Below are 15,080 nucleotides of genomic sequence, written 5' to 3'. Positions count from 1 at the left end.
GGGTCTGCGATCCAGATGTCGCCGACACGGAGCTGATTGACAAACGAATAAATCGAGGCTCAGCTGTGAGCATGGATCACAGCTCAGAACAGATGCTCCCTCTCGAAACCTTGCGTGCCTTCCAGGCGGCGGCGCGCAGCGGCAGCTTCTCGGCGGCGGCCGAAAAGCTCAACATGACCCATGGCGCGATCAGCCGGCAGGTCGCCAAGCTCGAGGACTGGCTCGGCCTCAGGCTGTTCGAGCGCGGCGCGCGCGGAGTGACGCTGACGCTCGAAGGCCAGCGCCTGCATCTGCGCGCCAGTGAGGCGTTCTCGCTGATATCTGACACCACCGACCGCTGGATCGAGCCGCGCGGTGCGGCTGTCGTGCGGCTGACCTCTATTCCCTCCATCGCCAGCCTGTGGCTGATGCCGCGCCTGTCGGAACTCGAAGCCGGCACCCCAAAGCTGCGCGTGGTGCTCGACATCGACATCCGCCAGGCCGATCTCGCCGACGAAGGCATCGACCTGTCCATCCGCTGCGGCCGCGGCAAGATCCCGGGGCGGATCTCGACGCAATTGTTCGAGGAGCATTGCTTTCCCATCGCAGCACCCGCACTTGCCGCCCGCATCGGCAGCGGCGACGCCGCAAGGCTGCTGGAGTTTCCGCTGATCCATGATTCCGACGCCTCGAGCTGGCGGTCCTGGTTCAGCACGCATGGCCTCGACTACCGCCCGCGGCCACAGGACCGGCGCTTCGAGGACTACAATCTGGTGCTGTCGGCGGCGAGCCATGGCCTCGGCATCGCTTTGGCGCGGCCGCCGCTGACCGAAAACCAGCTCAAGGCAGGCCATCTCGTCATGGTCGACGAACACCGCGCGCTGAACCCGGTCTCCTACTGGCTCGACCGCCCGACGGGACGGCCGCGAAGTGCCGCGGCCGAGCTTGCCCGGCGCATCGGCCACCATGCCGGGCTGGCACCCGAGACGGTCGAACGCTTCCTGTCCGAGGACAGGTAGCTTGACCCAGGACATTTTGTGACCGTAAAAGCCGGGCAACGCACGGCACGCCCTTCTTTGCGGGCCAAAGAAACTGTAGATTTGGCATCCAGACGATGTCGCCGCCGACCGGCACCAAGGAGATTGAGCGAAAGCCCATGATGAACCGTTTCGAAGGCCCCGGCGCGCGCGAAGCCCGCATCCGCTATCTCGACGGCGATTTCCAGGTGACCAGCCCCGGCTCCTTCGTGCGCTGCGCGGTGACGGGTGAATCGATCCCGCTGGACGAGCTAAAATACTGGAGCGTCGCCCGCCAAGAACCTTACCGCGACGCCGCGGTCTCGCTGTCGCGTGAAATCGACATGAACCCGGACCTGCGCAAGCGCAAGTAGCGCCCGTCAGCCAGCGATCTTCAGCCTGATATCTTCCGGCGCCGCCAGGCTTCGAGCGCCTCGCCGATGATGCGCTCGGGCGCGTTCTCGATGTCGAAGACCGCGTCTATCTCCAGCACGTTCAGGTTTTCCAGGAATTCCGGCGACGCCGCACCATGGCGCAGCCTGGCCGCGTCCTTGGACGTAGTGACCAGCTCGAGCTCGCCGGCGCCGGCAGCGGTGGTCAGGTCCTCGAGCTCGTCGGGCAGGTAGAAATGATGGTCGGCGAAGGGATGCGCCAGCACCACGGTTGCCCCTGCCTTGGCCAGCGTGGCGAAGAACTTCTCGGGGTGGCCGATGCCGGCGAAAGCCAGGAAGCGGCGGCCGGCAAAGGCCTTCTTGCCGCGTGGACGCGCCAGCGCTGAAAAGACCGGCTTGCCGGCGCGAGCCGCCCGGCGCACCACTGCATCCGCCCGCTCGCCCTCGCCCATCTTGAGCACGGCATCGGCGAATCTGAGCTGGTCGATCAGCCGCGCCCGCATCGGCCCGCCGGGGATGACGTGGCCGTTGCCCAGGCCGAAGCGGGCGTCGACGACGATCAGCGCATAGTCGATGTGGATGCGCGCGCTCTGGAAGCCGTCATCCATGATCAGGAAATTGCAGCCGCGCTCGATCAGCATGCGCGCGCCGGCGGCCCGGTTGGCCGACACCGCGACCAGCGCATGCTCGGCCAGAAGCAGCGGCTCGTCGCCGACATGCTTGGCGCTGTCGTGATGGGGATCGACGATGTGCGGTTCGGAAAAACTGCCGCCATGCCCGCGCGACAGGAAGCCGGGCACCAGATGCATGCGCTTGGCCTGCTTGGCTAGCGCGATGGCGATAGGTGTCTTGCCGGTGCCACCAACGGTGAAATTGCCGACGCACAGCACCGGTGCGTCGATCTTTTCGCGCCTGGCCGCCTTCATGCGCCGGCCCGCCACCAGGGCATAAAGCGCCGACACCGGATAGAGCGCGTAAGCGCGCCAATCCGGCTTTTCCCACCAGAAAGGAGGCGCTTCGCTGGCCAGACCTACCTCCCGCCCGCGCCCTTGAGGCGCGACTGCACGATCAGCGGGTGGATGTAGGGTTCGAGCGCTTTCAGCGTCCGGGCCAACGCGCCGCGCATTTCCTCGACGGTGGCGGCACCTGCCGACATCATGTCGTGGCGGGCGATTTCGTTGCCGAGCAGGAAATTGACCGCACCCGCGAGCATGTCGCGGTCGCGCACGATCTTGGCGCCGCCCTTGTCGATGAGACGCTGGTAGGTGTCGCGGAAGTTCTGGACGTTGCGCCCGGCAAGAACAGCAGTGTCGAGCATCGCCGGTTCGAGCGGGTTCTGGCCGCCCTGCGCTGTCATCGAACGGCCGACGAAGGCGATCTCGGTCAGGCGCAGATAAAGCCCCATCTCGCCGATGGTGTCGCCCAGCAGGATGTCGGTGTCGGGGGTGATGCGGTCGCCGGTGCTGCGGCGGGCGACATTCAGGCCCATGGTGGTCAGCTCCGCCACCAGTGCCTCGGCACGATCGGGATGGCGCGGCACGATGATGGTCAGAAGGCTCCGATGGCGGCTGCGCAGCATGGCGTGCACTTCGGCAGCCATCACCTCTTCGCCGTCATGGGTCGACACGGCGGCCCAGGTCGGGCGGCGGCCGATCTGGCGCTGGATGGCATACAAGGCGCCTTCGTCGGCCGGCGGCGGCGCGGTATCGACCTTGAGGTTGCCCGACACGGTGACGGGGCGTGCGCCAAGTGCGCGAAAACGCTCGCCGTCGACCTCCGACTGCGCCACCACATGGGCCATGTTCTCGAACAGCGCCTCGGCGATGTAGGCGCGCTTTTTCCACGACTTGAACGAACGGTCGGACAGGCGCCCGTTAACCAGGATCTGCGGCACGCGGCGCGCGCCGAGTTCGAGGATCGTCATCGGCCAGATTTCCGATTCGGCGATGATCGCCAGATCGGGGTGCCAGTGATCGAGGAAGCGGCTCACCGCCGGCTTGAGGTCGAGCGGCACATATTGATGGATGATGCGGCCACCCAGCCGTTCCTCCGCGACCTGCGCTGAGGTGACCGTGCCCGTCGTCAGCACGACATGGATGCCATAACCAAGGATGGATTCGATCAGCGGCACGACCGCAATGGTCTCGCCGACGCTCGCCGCATGGAACCAGACCAGCGGCCCGTCAGGCCGCTCCCGGCTCGGCACACCGTAGCGCTCACGCCGGCGGTTGTGGTCTTCCTTGCCCTTGGAGGCCCGCCAGGCGACATAACCGCCAACCATCGGATAGGCAGCGGCACCTGCGTAACGATAGGCTCTGAGGAAGGCGCGAGCCCAGCGTTCGCTCATTTGCCGCTATCCACTTTGCCACTGGCCACTTTGCCACCATCGACCAGGCGATAGGCCTGCTCGGTGGCATGGTCGATAGCCGCGGTCAGCTCCTGGCGCTTGCGCTCCATCTCGGCGTCGTCGGCGTCGGCCGGAACCTCGATCAGCGGGGCGACGAAGATCGCGCAACGGCCGAACGGCAGATTGATCGTGGTCTTGTCCCAGGTGCCTTCCAGCACCTTGCGGCGGCTGGTGGCAATCGCCGCAGGCGCGATCGGGCGCCCCGAAAGCCGTGCCAGGAGCACGATGCCCATGCCCGCGTCACGCGGCGTGCCATGCGGAATGTCAGCGATCATGCAGACGTTCTTGCCGGTATCGAGCGCCTTTTTGAGGGCAATCAGCGCGGTTGCACCACCTTTTTCGTGCTTGCGCCTGGTTTCGCGCCCGCCGGAGCCGCGCACCGCCTCGATGCCGAACTTGTTGATGACAAGCGCATTGAGCTCGGCATCGGCACTGCGCGACACCATCGCCACCAGGCCGCGCTTGCTCGGATAGAGCGCCGGCGCCAGCAGGTGCTGGCCGTGCCACAATCCGACGATCAGCGGCTCGTTGTCGGCATGGCTGCCGCCGGCAAGCTCATAAGAGCCCTCGACCAGCGGATTGGTCAGCCTGATGAAGCGCATCGCACCGGCAAACAGGCTCGCCACCGCACCCTTGGCAAAGCGCGACTTGGCAAGCGGCTCGCGGATGCGGCGCCAGAACGTCTTCGACGCCGGCTGCTTGACGCGCTTCTTCTTCGCCACGGGCCTCACGGCCGGCGACGCCATGCGGGGTTGCTCCATCAGTTCTGACCGGCAGCCTTTGTGTCGGGCTCCAGCAACCGATGCAGGTGGACGACGAAATAGCGCATGTGGGCGTTATCCACACTTGCCTGCGCCTTTGCCTTCCAGGCCAGCTCGGCCGACTTGTAGTCGGGATAGATGCCAACCATGTCGAGCGCGTCGAGATCGCGGAACTCGGTTCCGCCGAGCTTGGTCAGCTCGCCGCCAAACACCAGATGCAGGAGCTGCTTTTTTCCGTTTTCTTCGGACATCTGTTTCCTTGATTCATCATCTCAGGGCTCGCCTGATCTAGACCAAAGCGAGCCGTTTTGGAACACTCGGTAAAATCATCAACCGTCGTGGCTGGCAAGCACTCCGGCCATGACGTCGAGCAGCGTCCCGTTGCCGGCCATCAGCGCGCCGTGAACGATGTCGCTGCCGGCAAAAGCGAGCCTGCTGCCATGCCTGTCGAGCAGCTTACCGCCCGCCTCGGTCAAGATCAGCTCGGCAGCGGCAATGTCCCAATCATGGGCATTCGGCTTGACGAAAGTCGCGTCGAGCACCCCGTTGGCGATCATCGCCACGCGATAGGCCAGCGAAGGTATGTAGGCCTCCCGATCAAGCCGCTCCTGCCAATCCGCCGGCATCCTGTCGATCATCGGCTTGGGACCAGCGATACGCATGCGTTCGCCCGGTTCGCGCACCTTCAAGGGTTGGCCGTTGAGAAAGGCGCCACCGCCTTTGACCGCCCAGTAGGTCTCGTTGCGTGCCGGGCATTCGAGCACGCCGGCGAGCGAGCGGCCATCTTCGACCACGGCAACGCTGACGCACCATGCCGTGCGCCCTTCGACGAAGCCGCGCGTGCCATCGATGGGATCGACGACGAAGGTGCGGCGCGCGCCGAGCCGGTCGGGATTGTCGGCGGTTTCCTCCGACAGCCAGCCATAGTCAGGCCGTGCCGCCGTCAAGGTTTCGCGCAGATAGTGGTCGGCGGCGTAATCGGCCTCGCTGACCGGCGAATTGCCGCCCTTGAACCAGACTTCCGGGCTCTGCCGGAAAAAGCCCATGGCGATCCGCCCGGCCTCGGTGGCAGCCTTGCGCAGCAGGTCGAGCTCGGCCTTGAGGTCGGGATTGTCGATGTTGTCAGTCACCTGCAAGGGTCATGCCTTCGATCAGAAGCGTCGGCGCGGCAGTGCCGAAATTGCGGTCGAGGTCGCTTGCCGGCACCATGCGCAGGAACATGTCCTTGAGGTTGGAGGCGATCGTCACCTCCGACACCGCCCAGGTGATCTCGCCATTCTCGATCCAGAAACCCGAAGCGCCGCGGCTGTATTCACCCGTCACCATGTCGACGCCCTGGCCGAACACTTCGGTGACGTAGAACCCACGCTTGAGCGAACGGATGATGTCCTCGGGCGAGCGATCGCCCGGCTCGATGCTGAAATTGGTCGACGACGGCGACACCGAAGAGCCGCCACGCGCGCCACGGCCATTGGTGACGAGGCCAAGCTCGCGTGCCGCCGATGTCGACAGGAACCAATGGTTGAGCACGCCCTTGTCGACCATCTTCAGCGTGGCACCCTCGATGCCTTCGCCGTCGAACGGCCGCGAGGCCTGTCCACGCAGCTTCAACGGCTCGTCGATGGCGGTGATGGCGGCCGATGCCACCTGCTTGCCCATCATGTCGCGCAGGAAGCTGGTCTTGCGGGCCACGGATGCGCCATTGATGGCGCCGGCGAGGTGTCCTGCAATGCCACGCGCGACGCGCGGATCGAAGACGACGTCGACGGGTCCGGTTGCCGCCTTGCGCGCGTTGAGCCGCTTGACCGCACGTTCGCCGGCGTTGCGGCCGATATCGGCGGCTGCATCGAGATCGGCGAAGTGGATGCGCGAGGAGTAATCGTAGTCGCGCTCCATCGACGTGCCCTCGCCGGCGATCACGCTGGCCGAGCGCGAGAAGCGTGAGCCGACATAGTGGCCGACGAAGCCGTGCGATGTCGCGAGCACCAGCCCGCCGAGACCGGCGGCAGCACCGGCGCCGGATGAATTGGTCACGCCCTTGACGGCGAGTGCGGCCTCCTCGGCGGCGAGCGCGTCTTCTTTCAGCCGTTCGGCCGATACGACGGTGTCGTCGAACAGATCGAGGTCGCGCGGCGTTTGCGTCAGCAACGATGCATCCGCCAGGCCCTGATAGGGATCCTCAGGCGAAACCCTGGCCATTGCTACGGCGCGCTCGGCCAGAACCCTGGGGTCGGAGGCGGCCGTCGCCGAAACGCTGGCGACGCGCTGGCCGACGAACACCCGAAGCGACATGTCCTCGCTTTCGGAAGCCTCTGTCGCCTCGACCTTGCCGAGGCGCACCGAAACGCTTGTCGAGCGGCCGCGCACCGCAACCGCGTCGGCTGCGTCAGCGCCGGCCTTCTTTGCCGCCTCGACGAGGTTCGCCACCCGGTCGGCCAGTTTCGCGGCGTCGTTGGTATCGTTCATTTGGCATGTTCCGATTGCTTGCCGCCCGTTGGTCGCGGCCCGTACCACCCCATCTATTGTCCCCAACCCGCTTGTGCAATGGGCGGGTGCATGGTCAAACGACCCTGATGCGGCGCTTCGCCGCCGAAATCTCCAGGGGAATAGCATGTCCACACAGGCCCCGGCGGCGGCACCGGCCAAATTCACCACCGGTTCGACCATGCGCCATGTCGTGGTCATGACCGGCACCGGATCGGTCGGCCTGATCGCCATCTTCATCGTCGACGCGCTCAACCTGTTCTATATTTCCCTGCTCGGCATCGAGGAACTGGCGGCAGCCATCGGCTTTGCCTCGACGCTGCTGTTCTTCACGCTTTCGATCTCGATCGGCTTCACCATCGCCTGCGGCGCGCTCGTGGCGCGCTGCCTCGGCCGCGGCCAGCGCGAGGAAGCCCGGCGCATGGGCGGCGCCTCGATGGTGTTCATGGGTGTCGCCACGCTTGTGATGACGCTTGCTGCCTTGCCGTTCCTGCGGCCACTGCTCTCCCTGCTCGGCGCCACCGGCGCCACGCTCGACCTGTCGACGCGATTCCTGCAGATCGTGCTGCCGTCATTCCCTGTTATGGCGCTCGGCATGTGCACGACAGGCATATTGCGTGGCGTCGGCGATGCGCGACGGGCGATGTATGTGACACTGGGCAGCGGCATTGCGGCGGCCATTCTCGACCCGATCCTGATCTTCGGCTTCGACCTCGGCCTCGATGGCGCCGCCATCTCGACGGTACTGACCCGCTTCGTCATGCTGGCCATCGGCCTGCACGGTGCCCATGTCGTGCACAGGCTGATCAAGCTCCCCGATTTGAGCGGACTGCGCGAGGCCGTCAGGCCATTCTTCGCCATCGGCGTGCCGGCCATGCTGACCCAGGTCGCGACCCCTGTCGGCAACGCCTATGTCACCATCGAAATGGCTGCCTTCGGCGACCAGGCGGTGGCCGGCTGGGCGATCATCGGCCGTCTGGTGCCGGTCGCCTTCGGCGTCATCTTCGCGCTGTCGGGGGCCGTCGGGCCGATCCTCGGGCAGAACTACGGCGCCCGCAAGTTCGAGCGCCTGACCACGACGATGCGCGACAGCCTGCTGTTCACCATCGTCTATGTGCTGAGTGTCTGGGCGTTGCTGGCGATCTTCGCCAACCCGATCGCCAGCGCCTTCGGCGCCGACGGCATCGCTCGCGAGCTGATCGTGTTCTTCTGCCATTTCGCCGCCGGCAGCTTCCTGTTCAACGGCGCGATCTTCGTGTCGAGCGCTGCCTTCAACAATCTCGGCTACCCGACCTATTCGACCGTGTTCAACTGGGGTCGCTCGACACTCGGCGTCATCCCCTTCGTCTGGATCGGCGCGCACTACTGGGGCGCCATCGGCGTCATCGCCGGCTGGGGCCTGGGCGCCGTGGTGTTCGGCGTGGTGTCGATGTTCGTCTGCTTCCGCGTCGTCAATGCGATCGCGCGCGAACCGCAGCACCAGGACGAGCTGGTGCTGGCGCCGCCACCGGCGGCACAGTCGCCCTTCTCCACCGGCAAGGCATCCACCCTGCAATAGGGCGGCCTACAGGCTTCGACCGGTTTAGCTAAGGATCTCGTCGAGGGCGTGCTTGAGTTCGTCCTTGATCGCCGCCGTCTCGGCCATCACCTGGTCGATCTTGAGGAAGTCGAGCGCCTTGAAGCGCGACACCGGTGGCCTCAGGAAGATGTCGGGCGGGTTCTGGCCGAGCTTGTTGGCGATGATCGACTGCATCATCAGCTGGCTGGCGCCGAACATCAGGTCGATCGAATTGGGCGGCTTGCGTCCGTTCTCGAACGGCGCACCGACGACATCGATGGCAATGACGTGGTCGGCCAGGCCCTCGAGCAGGTCGAACGGCACTGGATTGTAGATGCCGCCATCTATGTAGAGCGTGTTGCCGCGCGTCACCGGCTTGAACACCGCCGGGATCGCCGCCGACGCGGCAAGGGCCGAAAACAGCTCGCCCTCCTCGAACACCTTCAGGCAATGGCCGTAATAGTCGGTGGCCGTCACCTTCAAGGGCAGCTTCAGCTCCTCGAAAGTTGCCGGCACACCCTCGGGCAGGAACGACTTGAGGATGCGCTCGACATTGAACTGGGTGACCCTGATGCCGGTCTCGACCATCTCCGACAGCGTACCCGGCCGAGCCCGCCACATGCGGCTTGCAACCTCCGCCGGCCGGCCAAGGACAGCCCGGGAGTGCTCGTGAATTTCCTTGCCGGTCAGGCCGGCAGCCATGCCTGCCCCCATCACCGCGCCGATGGAGGATCCTGCGATCGCCACCGGCTTGATGCCGAGCTCGTCGAGCGCCTCGATGACATGGATATGAGCGAGGCCGCGCGCCCCGCCGCCGCCAAGTGCCAGCGCGAAGGTGGCGCTCATCCCTTGCTCTCTCCGAATTTAGGACCGAGGATCATGATCGCCGGTTCGACCGACAACAGCTTGCGCGCCGCCGCCTTGACGTCGTCGAGCTTGACGGCGTTGATCAGGTCTATGCGCCTCTGCATGTAGTCGATGCCGAGCTTGTCGGTCTGCAGGTCGACAAGCGTGCCGGCGATCGCGCCCGAGGAATCGAGATTGTTGATGGCATAGGCGCCAAGCATGTATTTCTTGGCCGCGTCTAGTTCGGCCTCGGTGGGCCCCTCCTCCGCCATCTTGCGGATCACCTCGCGGATGACGCCGAGCGTCTCGGCTGCCCGGTCCGACCGTGTCGCCGTGCCGATGATCAGCGACGACGAATGCTCCTGGTTGATCAGCGCGGAGCTTACGCTGTAGGCCAGCCCGCGCTTTTCGCGCACCTCGTCGAAGAGCCGCGACGAGAATGTACCGCCGCCCAGAATGTGCTCCATCAGCGCTGCTGCGAGGAAATCGGGCGCTTCGCGTGGCACGCCGGGATAGACCAGCTGCAGCGAGGTCTGCGGCAACGGGTATTCGATATGCATGGTCTGGCCAAGCCTGGGCTCGACGCGTTCGACCGGCCGCAACTCGGCCTTCTCAGGCAACTCGCCGAAAACCTCGTCGAGCCGCGTCTTCAGCGTTTCGGCATCGATCGCGCCGACGACGGCGACATGGATGTTTTCGCGAGCGAAATTGGCCTTGTGAAAGGCGCGCAGGTCATCCGCGGTGATCGTGGCAAGCGATGCCTCGGTGCCCATGTCGGGCCGCGCATAAGGATGCGTGCCGTAGATCGCCTCGGCCCATTTGCGCGCCGCCTGTGTCTCGGGGTCACGCGCATTGGCAACGATGCCGTTGACGATCTGCGAGCGGACGCGGTCGAGCGGTGCCTGGTCGAAGCGCGGCTTCTCGACCGCAAGCTTGAGCAGTTCGAAGGCATCGTTCTGGCGATCGGCCAGCATGCGCATACCGCCGCCGACGGCGTCATTGCCTTCGTTGAAGCCCATCTCCGCGCCGGCCTCGTCGAGCTTGATCTGGAAGGCGTCGCTGTCAAGATCGCCGGCGCCCTCGTCGAAAAGCCCGGTCATCAGGTTGGCGAGGCCTTCCTTACCGACAGGATCCTGCGTGCTGCCGCCATCGAACAGGAATTTGATTGCGATGATCGGCACCGAATAGTCCTCGACCAGCCAGGCGGTGATGCCCTTGTCGGACTTGACCTCCTGGATGCGGACCTCGGCGCGCGCGACCATGGCGGGCAGGACCAGGAAAGCCAGCGCCAGCATCAGCGTCACCGCTGATGCATAGGCCTTGAAACGCATTGCCATGAGCGTGGTCATCAAATCACTTCTCGACTGATTTCGCCGGCAGCAGATAGCCGGCAACCGAATGGTCGGGATTGAGGTATTTGGCGGCAACCGCCTTGATCTGGTCGGTGGTCACAGCGCGAATCCTGTCCGGCCACTGTTCGATGTCGGCAACGGTGCCGCCGGTCGCCAGTGTGCTGCCATAGATGTTGGCCATGCTTGCCTGGTTGTCGCGGGCAAAGATCATCGAGCGGACGAAACGGTCCTTGGCCTTCTCGAGCTCGTCAGCGGTCACGCCATCCTTGATGATGCGGCGAATCTCGACGTCAACGGCGGCTTCCACCTGCTGCAGCCCGGCTTCGCCACGCGGCGCGCCATAAACGGTGAAGCTGGTGTCGTCGACCATCGTGCCTTGGAAGAAGGCGCCGGCGGACGAGGCAATGCCGTCCTTGACCACCAGGCCCTGGTAGAGCCGGCTGCGGCTGCCGCCGCCAAGGATCTCCGAGAGAAGGTCGAGCGCTTCGGCTTCGCCCGGCTCGGCCGTCTGGTAGGACGGCACCACCCAGGCCTTGGAGAAGCTCGGCACGCTGACACGCTCGTCGGTGAGCTCGACGGTGCGCTTGGTGTTCTGCTCCGGCTCGACCGGGCGGATGCGTGGCGGAAGCTCCGGGCCGCGCGCCACCTTGCCGTAGGTCTTTTCGGCCAGTGCCTTGACCGTCTCAGGCTCGACGTCACCGGCAACGATCAGGATCGCGTTGTTGGGGGCGTAATACTGGTTGTAGAACGCCGTCGCGTCGACCCGGTTGAGCTTCTCGATCTCATGCATCCAGCCGATGACGGGAATACGATAGGGCTGGTTCTGGTACAGCGTCGCATCGACTTCCTCGTTGAGCAGCGCGCCCGGATTGTTTTCGACCCGCGAGCGGCGCTCTTCCAGGATGACGTCGCGCTCTGGCCCGATCACCCCATCGGTCAGCACCAAATTGCGCATCCGGTCGGCCTCGAAGCTCATCATCGTTTCGAGTGCTGCGGGTGTCACCGTCTGGTGGTAGGCGGTGTAGTCATAGGTGGTGAAGGCGTTCTCGCTGCCGCCGATCTCGGCGATCTTCTGGCCGAACTCACCGGCCTTGTGGTTGCTGGTGCCCTTGAACATCAGATGTTCGAAGAAATGGGCGATGCCCGACTTGCCGGGCATCTCGTCGGCGCTGCCGACCTTGTACCAGACCATGTGCGTTGCGATCGGCGCACGATGGTCGGGAATGACCACGACCTGCATGCCATTGTCGAGCGTGAAGCTGGTGACCTTCCAGTCGCTGCGCGGCGCTTCGGCGAGAGCCGGCGCCGTCGAGGCGAGGCCCAAGGCCAATAGAATTGGCAGCGAGGCTTTCGCCCGCAAGAATCTCAAGATCATCAACTGCCTCTGAATGTGGACGTGCCCGTCTTATAGGCTTCGGCACAAAGCGGCGGGAAGTGAATTGTTCGTAATCTTCCGGTCCGAAAGAGGCCGAAGTCGGGCGCCGCAGCTATTCCGCTTCGATGAAGCGGATCACCGTCTCGCCATAGGAGCGTTCGTCGACGATGGAAAAGCCGGGACCCGGCTCGAAGGCAGCGGCAGCCGCTTCCTCGACGACGCAGAGCGCGCCGGGCGCGAGCCAGCCGCCGGCGCGGGCCGAACGCAAGGCGCGTTCGCCCAGGCCCTTGCCATAGGGCGGATCGGCAAAGACCAGGCCGAAGGGCCCGAGCGTGCCGGCGTCGCCCAGACCGGTCGCGTCACGGCGGAAGATCTTGGTCCGGCCGGTCAGGCCGAAGCTTTCGACATTGGTTCGGACAAGCCCGCGGCCTTCCGCCGATTCCTCGATGAAGACGCAATAGGCAGCGCCGCGCGACAACGCCTCGATGCCGAGCGCACCGGTGCCAGCGAAAAGATCGAGCACGCGTGCGCCGTCCAGCCTGCCGCCGAAGCGGTGGGCAAGCATGTTGAACACCGCTTCGCGCGTGCGATCCGTTGTCGGGCGAATGGCGTTGTCGCGCGGCGTGGCCAGAGGCCTGCCGCGCAAGTCACCACCGACAACCCGCATCAGCCGCGATCCCGGCGCGGACCGCCGGGGCGTCCGCCGCGCGGACCGTCGCCGCTTGGCCTGTCGGAACGCGGCCTGTCGGAACGTGGCTTGTCGGAACGCGGCCCGTCAGAACGAGGCTTGTCGAAGCGTGGCTTGTCCGAGCGCGGCTTGTCGAAGTCAGGCCTGCCACGCGGCTTGGAAGCGGCATCGGCCTTGGCCTTTTCGCTCTGCGGACGCGCACCCGGAGCCATCCAGACATTGGCCTTGCGGGCGCCCGGCGTTTCGAACGGCTTCTTCTCGCGCTCGTCACCCTTCTTGCCGCCGAATTTCGGCTTGTCGCCAAACCTGGGCTTGTCACCGAACTTAGGCTTGTCGCCAAAGCGCGGCTTGTCACCAAATTTCGGCTTGTCGCCATAGCTCGGCTTGTCACCGAAGCCGGCAGGGCGTTCGGTCGACAGGCGACCCAGCACGTCCTCACGATGACGCTCGCGATCGCGCTTGCGGTTCTTGATCAGGCCGCCTTCGCCGATGTCGAGGCGGGCGGCACGCGGCGCGCGCGGGGCCTCTTCCTCGCGACGTTCCTCGCGGCGGAAGGTCGGCTTGTTGGAGAACGGCTTGACGATGTCGGCGTCGAAATTGGCACCCGACTCCTCGATCAGCCGCTCGCCGAGCTGGTCGCGCAGCATCTTGCCCTTGATCTCCTGGACATGGCCCTCGGGCAGCTCGCCGAGCTGGAACGGGCCATAGGAGATGCGGATCAGGCGGTTCACCTCGAGGCCGAGCGCGCCGAGGATGTTCTTGACCTCGCGGTTCTTGCCTTCACGCAGGCCGATGGTGATCCAGGCATTGCTGCCCTGCTCGCGGTCGAGCGTCGCTTCGATCGAGCCGTAGAACACGCCCTCGACGGCGATGCCGTCCTTGAGACCGTCCAGCGTCTTCTGCTCGACCTTGCCATGGACACGCACGCGGTAGCGGCGCAGCCAGCCGGTCGCCGGCAGTTCGAGCACACGCGACAGGCCGCCGTCATTGGTCAGCAACAACAGGCCTTCGGTGTTGATGTCGAGGCGGCCGATGGTCATCAGGCGCGGCAGCTCTTGCGGCAGCACGTCAAAGACGGTCTTGCGGCCTTCAGGGTCGCGGTTGGTGGTGACCACGCCCGCCGGCTTGTGGAACAGGAACAGGCGGGTGCGCTCGATCGGCGGGATTTCCATGCCGTCGAGATGGATGATGTCATCCGGCATGACGTTGACCGCCGGCGACGCCAGGATCTTGTTGTTGACCTTGACGCGGCCGGCGGCAATCAGCTCCTCGGCGTCGCGGCGCGAGGCCAGGCCGGCACGTGCCAGGCGCTTGGCGATGCGCTCGCCCGGCTCCGGTGCATCCTCGGAAGCACGCGGGCGCGGCTTGAAGCCCTCGCCGCGCTTCTCGAAGGGCTTGCCGCCCTCGGCACGCGGCCGGAACGAGCGATCGCCGCCTTCGGCCGGACGTGCCCGGTAAGGCTTGTCGCCATAAGGCTTGTCGCCGCCGAACGAACGGCCGCCTTCGCGCTTTTCGTAAGGCTTGCCCTCGGGGCGCGGACCCTTGTGGAACGGACGCTCGGAGCGGCCTTCGCCATCGCGCGGGCGATCATCGCGGTTGAACTCGCGGCGCGGACGCTCAGCGCCCTCGGCACCTTCGGCCGGACGCGCCCGGTAAGGCTTGTCGCCATAAGGCTTGCCGCCGCCAAACGAGCGGCCGCCTTCGCGCTTTTCGTAAGGCTTGCCCTCAGGGCGCGGGCCCTTGTGGAACGGGCGCTCGGCCCGTGCTGCGCCATCACGCGGCGCGAAATCGCGCTTGGGGCGTTCGCCGCCTTCGGCACCTTCGGCGCGCTTCACAAATGGCTTCTTGGCATAGGGTTTGTCGCCGAACGGCTTGCCTTCGCGCTTCTCATAGGGCTTGCCCTCGGGGCGCGGTCCCTTGTTGAAGGTACGCTCGCCGCTTGCAGGACGCGCTTCGCCGTCGCGCGGACCGAAGTCACGCTTGGGACGATCAGGACGATCGCCACCGCCTGCACCAGCAGGACGCGGTGCATACGGCTTCTTGGCAAAAGGCTTTGCACCGCCTTCGGTGCGCGGCTTGCCGAATTTCTTCGCACCGCCGTCACGGCCGCCTGCTCCAGCCGGTTTTGACCCGCCCTTGCGGGGGAATTTCTTACGATCGTCGTCCATGGTGGCCTTTGCCCTTTTCGGCGGCTAGATAACAGGAAGCTCGGGGGTTAGCGA

General features: G+C 65.5%; 14 protein-coding genes. 3 read left to right on the top strand and 11 right to left on the bottom strand.

Going from position 1 to position 15,080, the window contains the following annotated elements; all coding sequences use genetic code 11:
* The first annotated feature begins 71 nt into the window (after positions 1-71).
* On the top strand, positions 72-998 hold the full coding sequence (locus ACSQ3E_RS08975) for a LysR substrate-binding domain-containing protein (RefSeq protein WP_436122400.1): 927 nt from the start codon (positions 72-74) through the stop codon (positions 996-998).
* Positions 999-1,135: 137 nt separating this feature from the next.
* Positions 1,136-1,369 carry a DUF2093 domain-containing protein gene (locus tag ACSQ3E_RS08970; protein ID WP_310324960.1) on the top strand — a complete coding sequence of 78 codons (234 nt, stop codon included), beginning with the start codon at positions 1,136-1,138 and terminating at the stop codon, positions 1,367-1,369.
* 20 nt (positions 1,370-1,389) lie between these two features.
* Here ACSQ3E_RS08970 and lpxK read toward each other — a convergent pair whose 3' ends face one another.
* The 6 genes from lpxK to ACSQ3E_RS08940 all read right to left on the bottom strand — a co-directional run bounded on the left by lpxK (position 1,390) and on the right by ACSQ3E_RS08940 (position 7,021).
* Positions 1,390-2,415 (bottom strand): tetraacyldisaccharide 4'-kinase, encoded by a 1,026-nt coding sequence (gene lpxK, locus ACSQ3E_RS08965; RefSeq protein WP_436122505.1) that lies wholly within the window; start codon positions 2,413-2,415, stop codon positions 1,390-1,392.
* Between the two features lie 2 nt (positions 2,416-2,417).
* Positions 2,418-3,734: a lipid IV(A) 3-deoxy-D-manno-octulosonic acid transferase gene (gene waaA / locus ACSQ3E_RS08960; RefSeq protein ID WP_436122399.1), complete on the bottom strand. Its 1,317-nt coding sequence runs from the start codon at positions 3,732-3,734 to the stop codon at positions 2,418-2,420.
* On the bottom strand, positions 3,731-4,555 hold the full coding sequence (locus tag ACSQ3E_RS08955; RefSeq protein WP_409014656.1) for a lysophospholipid acyltransferase family protein: 825 nt from the start codon (positions 4,553-4,555) through the stop codon (positions 3,731-3,733). The genes waaA and ACSQ3E_RS08955 overlap by 4 nt, the downstream gene beginning before the upstream one ends.
* On the bottom strand, positions 4,555-4,806 hold the full coding sequence (locus ACSQ3E_RS08950) for a DUF4170 domain-containing protein (protein ID WP_067963345.1): 252 nt from the start codon (positions 4,804-4,806) through the stop codon (positions 4,555-4,557). The genes ACSQ3E_RS08955 and ACSQ3E_RS08950 overlap by 1 nt, the downstream gene beginning before the upstream one ends.
* Positions 4,807-4,884: 78 nt before the next feature.
* Complete coding sequence (locus tag ACSQ3E_RS08945; RefSeq protein ID WP_436122398.1) at positions 4,885-5,685, bottom strand: 3'(2'),5'-bisphosphate nucleotidase CysQ; 801 nt, start codon at positions 5,683-5,685, stop codon at positions 4,885-4,887.
* Positions 5,678-7,021, bottom strand: coding sequence for a TldD/PmbA family protein (locus ACSQ3E_RS08940; protein WP_436122397.1), 1,344 nt, complete (start codon positions 7,019-7,021; stop codon positions 5,678-5,680). Before ACSQ3E_RS08940 ends, ACSQ3E_RS08945 begins: the two co-directional genes overlap by 8 nt.
* Before the next feature lie 145 nt (positions 7,022-7,166).
* Between ACSQ3E_RS08940 and ACSQ3E_RS08935 the strand changes: the two genes are divergently transcribed.
* On the top strand, positions 7,167-8,597 hold the full coding sequence (locus ACSQ3E_RS08935) for an MATE family efflux transporter (protein WP_310324946.1): 1,431 nt from the start codon (positions 7,167-7,169) through the stop codon (positions 8,595-8,597).
* Between the two features lie 24 nt (positions 8,598-8,621).
* On the opposite strand, the gene ACSQ3E_RS08930 is transcribed toward ACSQ3E_RS08935, so the two are convergent.
* The 5 genes from ACSQ3E_RS08930 to ACSQ3E_RS08910 all read right to left on the bottom strand — a co-directional run bounded on the left by ACSQ3E_RS08930 (position 8,622) and on the right by ACSQ3E_RS08910 (position 15,026).
* On the bottom strand, positions 8,622-9,443 hold the full coding sequence (locus ACSQ3E_RS08930; RefSeq protein ID WP_436122396.1) for a patatin-like phospholipase family protein: 822 nt from the start codon (positions 9,441-9,443) through the stop codon (positions 8,622-8,624).
* Positions 9,440-10,792 carry a M16 family metallopeptidase gene (locus ACSQ3E_RS08925; RefSeq protein ID WP_436122395.1) on the bottom strand — a complete coding sequence of 451 codons (1,353 nt, stop codon included), beginning with the start codon at positions 10,790-10,792 and terminating at the stop codon, positions 9,440-9,442. Before ACSQ3E_RS08925 ends, ACSQ3E_RS08930 begins: the two co-directional genes overlap by 4 nt.
* 4 nt (positions 10,793-10,796) lie before the next feature.
* The gene (locus ACSQ3E_RS08920) at positions 10,797-12,170 is read right to left on the bottom strand and encodes a M16 family metallopeptidase (protein ID WP_436122394.1); all 1,374 of its coding nucleotides are present in this window, start codon (positions 12,168-12,170) and stop codon (positions 10,797-10,799) included.
* 112 nt (positions 12,171-12,282) lie between these two features.
* Positions 12,283-12,837 carry a 16S rRNA (guanine(966)-N(2))-methyltransferase RsmD gene (gene rsmD / locus ACSQ3E_RS08915; RefSeq protein WP_436122393.1) on the bottom strand — a complete coding sequence of 185 codons (555 nt, stop codon included), beginning with the start codon at positions 12,835-12,837 and terminating at the stop codon, positions 12,283-12,285.
* Complete coding sequence (locus ACSQ3E_RS08910) at positions 12,837-15,026, bottom strand: pseudouridine synthase (RefSeq protein ID WP_436122392.1); 2,190 nt, start codon at positions 15,024-15,026, stop codon at positions 12,837-12,839. Before ACSQ3E_RS08910 ends, rsmD begins: the two co-directional genes overlap by 1 nt.
* Positions 15,027-15,080: the final 54 nt, after the last annotated feature.

Origin of the sequence: Aminobacter sp. LjRoot7, assembly GCF_964252895.1 — a bacterium.
Lineage (GTDB): Bacteria > Pseudomonadota > Alphaproteobacteria > Rhizobiales > Rhizobiaceae > Aminobacter > Aminobacter aminovorans_B.
The sequence above is the reverse complement of the archived record's forward strand: the minus strand, read 5'-3'. Positions and strand labels throughout refer to the sequence as shown.

Excerpts from the sequence above, each read along its gene's own strand:
- ACSQ3E_RS08930 (WP_436122396.1), bottom strand. The coding sequence starts at position 9,443 with ATGAGCGCCACCTTCGCGCTGGCACTTGGCGGCGGCGGGGCGCGCGGC.
- ACSQ3E_RS08940 (WP_436122397.1), bottom strand. The coding sequence starts at position 7,021 with ATGAACGATACCAACGACGCCGCGAAACTGGCCGACCGGGTGGCGAAC.
- rsmD (WP_436122393.1), bottom strand. The coding sequence starts at position 12,837 with ATGCGGGTTGTCGGTGGTGACTTGCGCGGCAGGCCTCTGGCCACGCCG.
- waaA (WP_436122399.1), bottom strand. The coding sequence starts at position 3,734 with ATGAGCGAACGCTGGGCTCGCGCCTTCCTCAGAGCCTATCGTTACGCA.
- ACSQ3E_RS08935 (WP_310324946.1), top strand. The coding sequence starts at position 7,167 with ATGTCCACACAGGCCCCGGCGGCGGCACCGGCCAAATTCACCACCGGT.
- ACSQ3E_RS08970 (WP_310324960.1), top strand. The coding sequence starts at position 1,136 with ATGATGAACCGTTTCGAAGGCCCCGGCGCGCGCGAAGCCCGCATCCGC.
- ACSQ3E_RS08950 (WP_067963345.1), bottom strand. The coding sequence starts at position 4,806 with ATGTCCGAAGAAAACGGAAAAAAGCAGCTCCTGCATCTGGTGTTTGGC.
- ACSQ3E_RS08975 (WP_436122400.1), top strand. The coding sequence starts at position 72 with ATGGATCACAGCTCAGAACAGATGCTCCCTCTCGAAACCTTGCGTGCC.
- ACSQ3E_RS08910 (WP_436122392.1), bottom strand. The coding sequence starts at position 15,026 with ATGGACGACGATCGTAAGAAATTCCCCCGCAAGGGCGGGTCAAAACCG.
- ACSQ3E_RS08955 (WP_409014656.1), bottom strand. The coding sequence starts at position 4,555 with ATGGAGCAACCCCGCATGGCGTCGCCGGCCGTGAGGCCCGTGGCGAAG.
- ACSQ3E_RS08920 (WP_436122394.1), bottom strand. The coding sequence starts at position 12,170 with ATGATCTTGAGATTCTTGCGGGCGAAAGCCTCGCTGCCAATTCTATTG.
- ACSQ3E_RS08925 (WP_436122395.1), bottom strand. The coding sequence starts at position 10,792 with ATGACCACGCTCATGGCAATGCGTTTCAAGGCCTATGCATCAGCGGTG.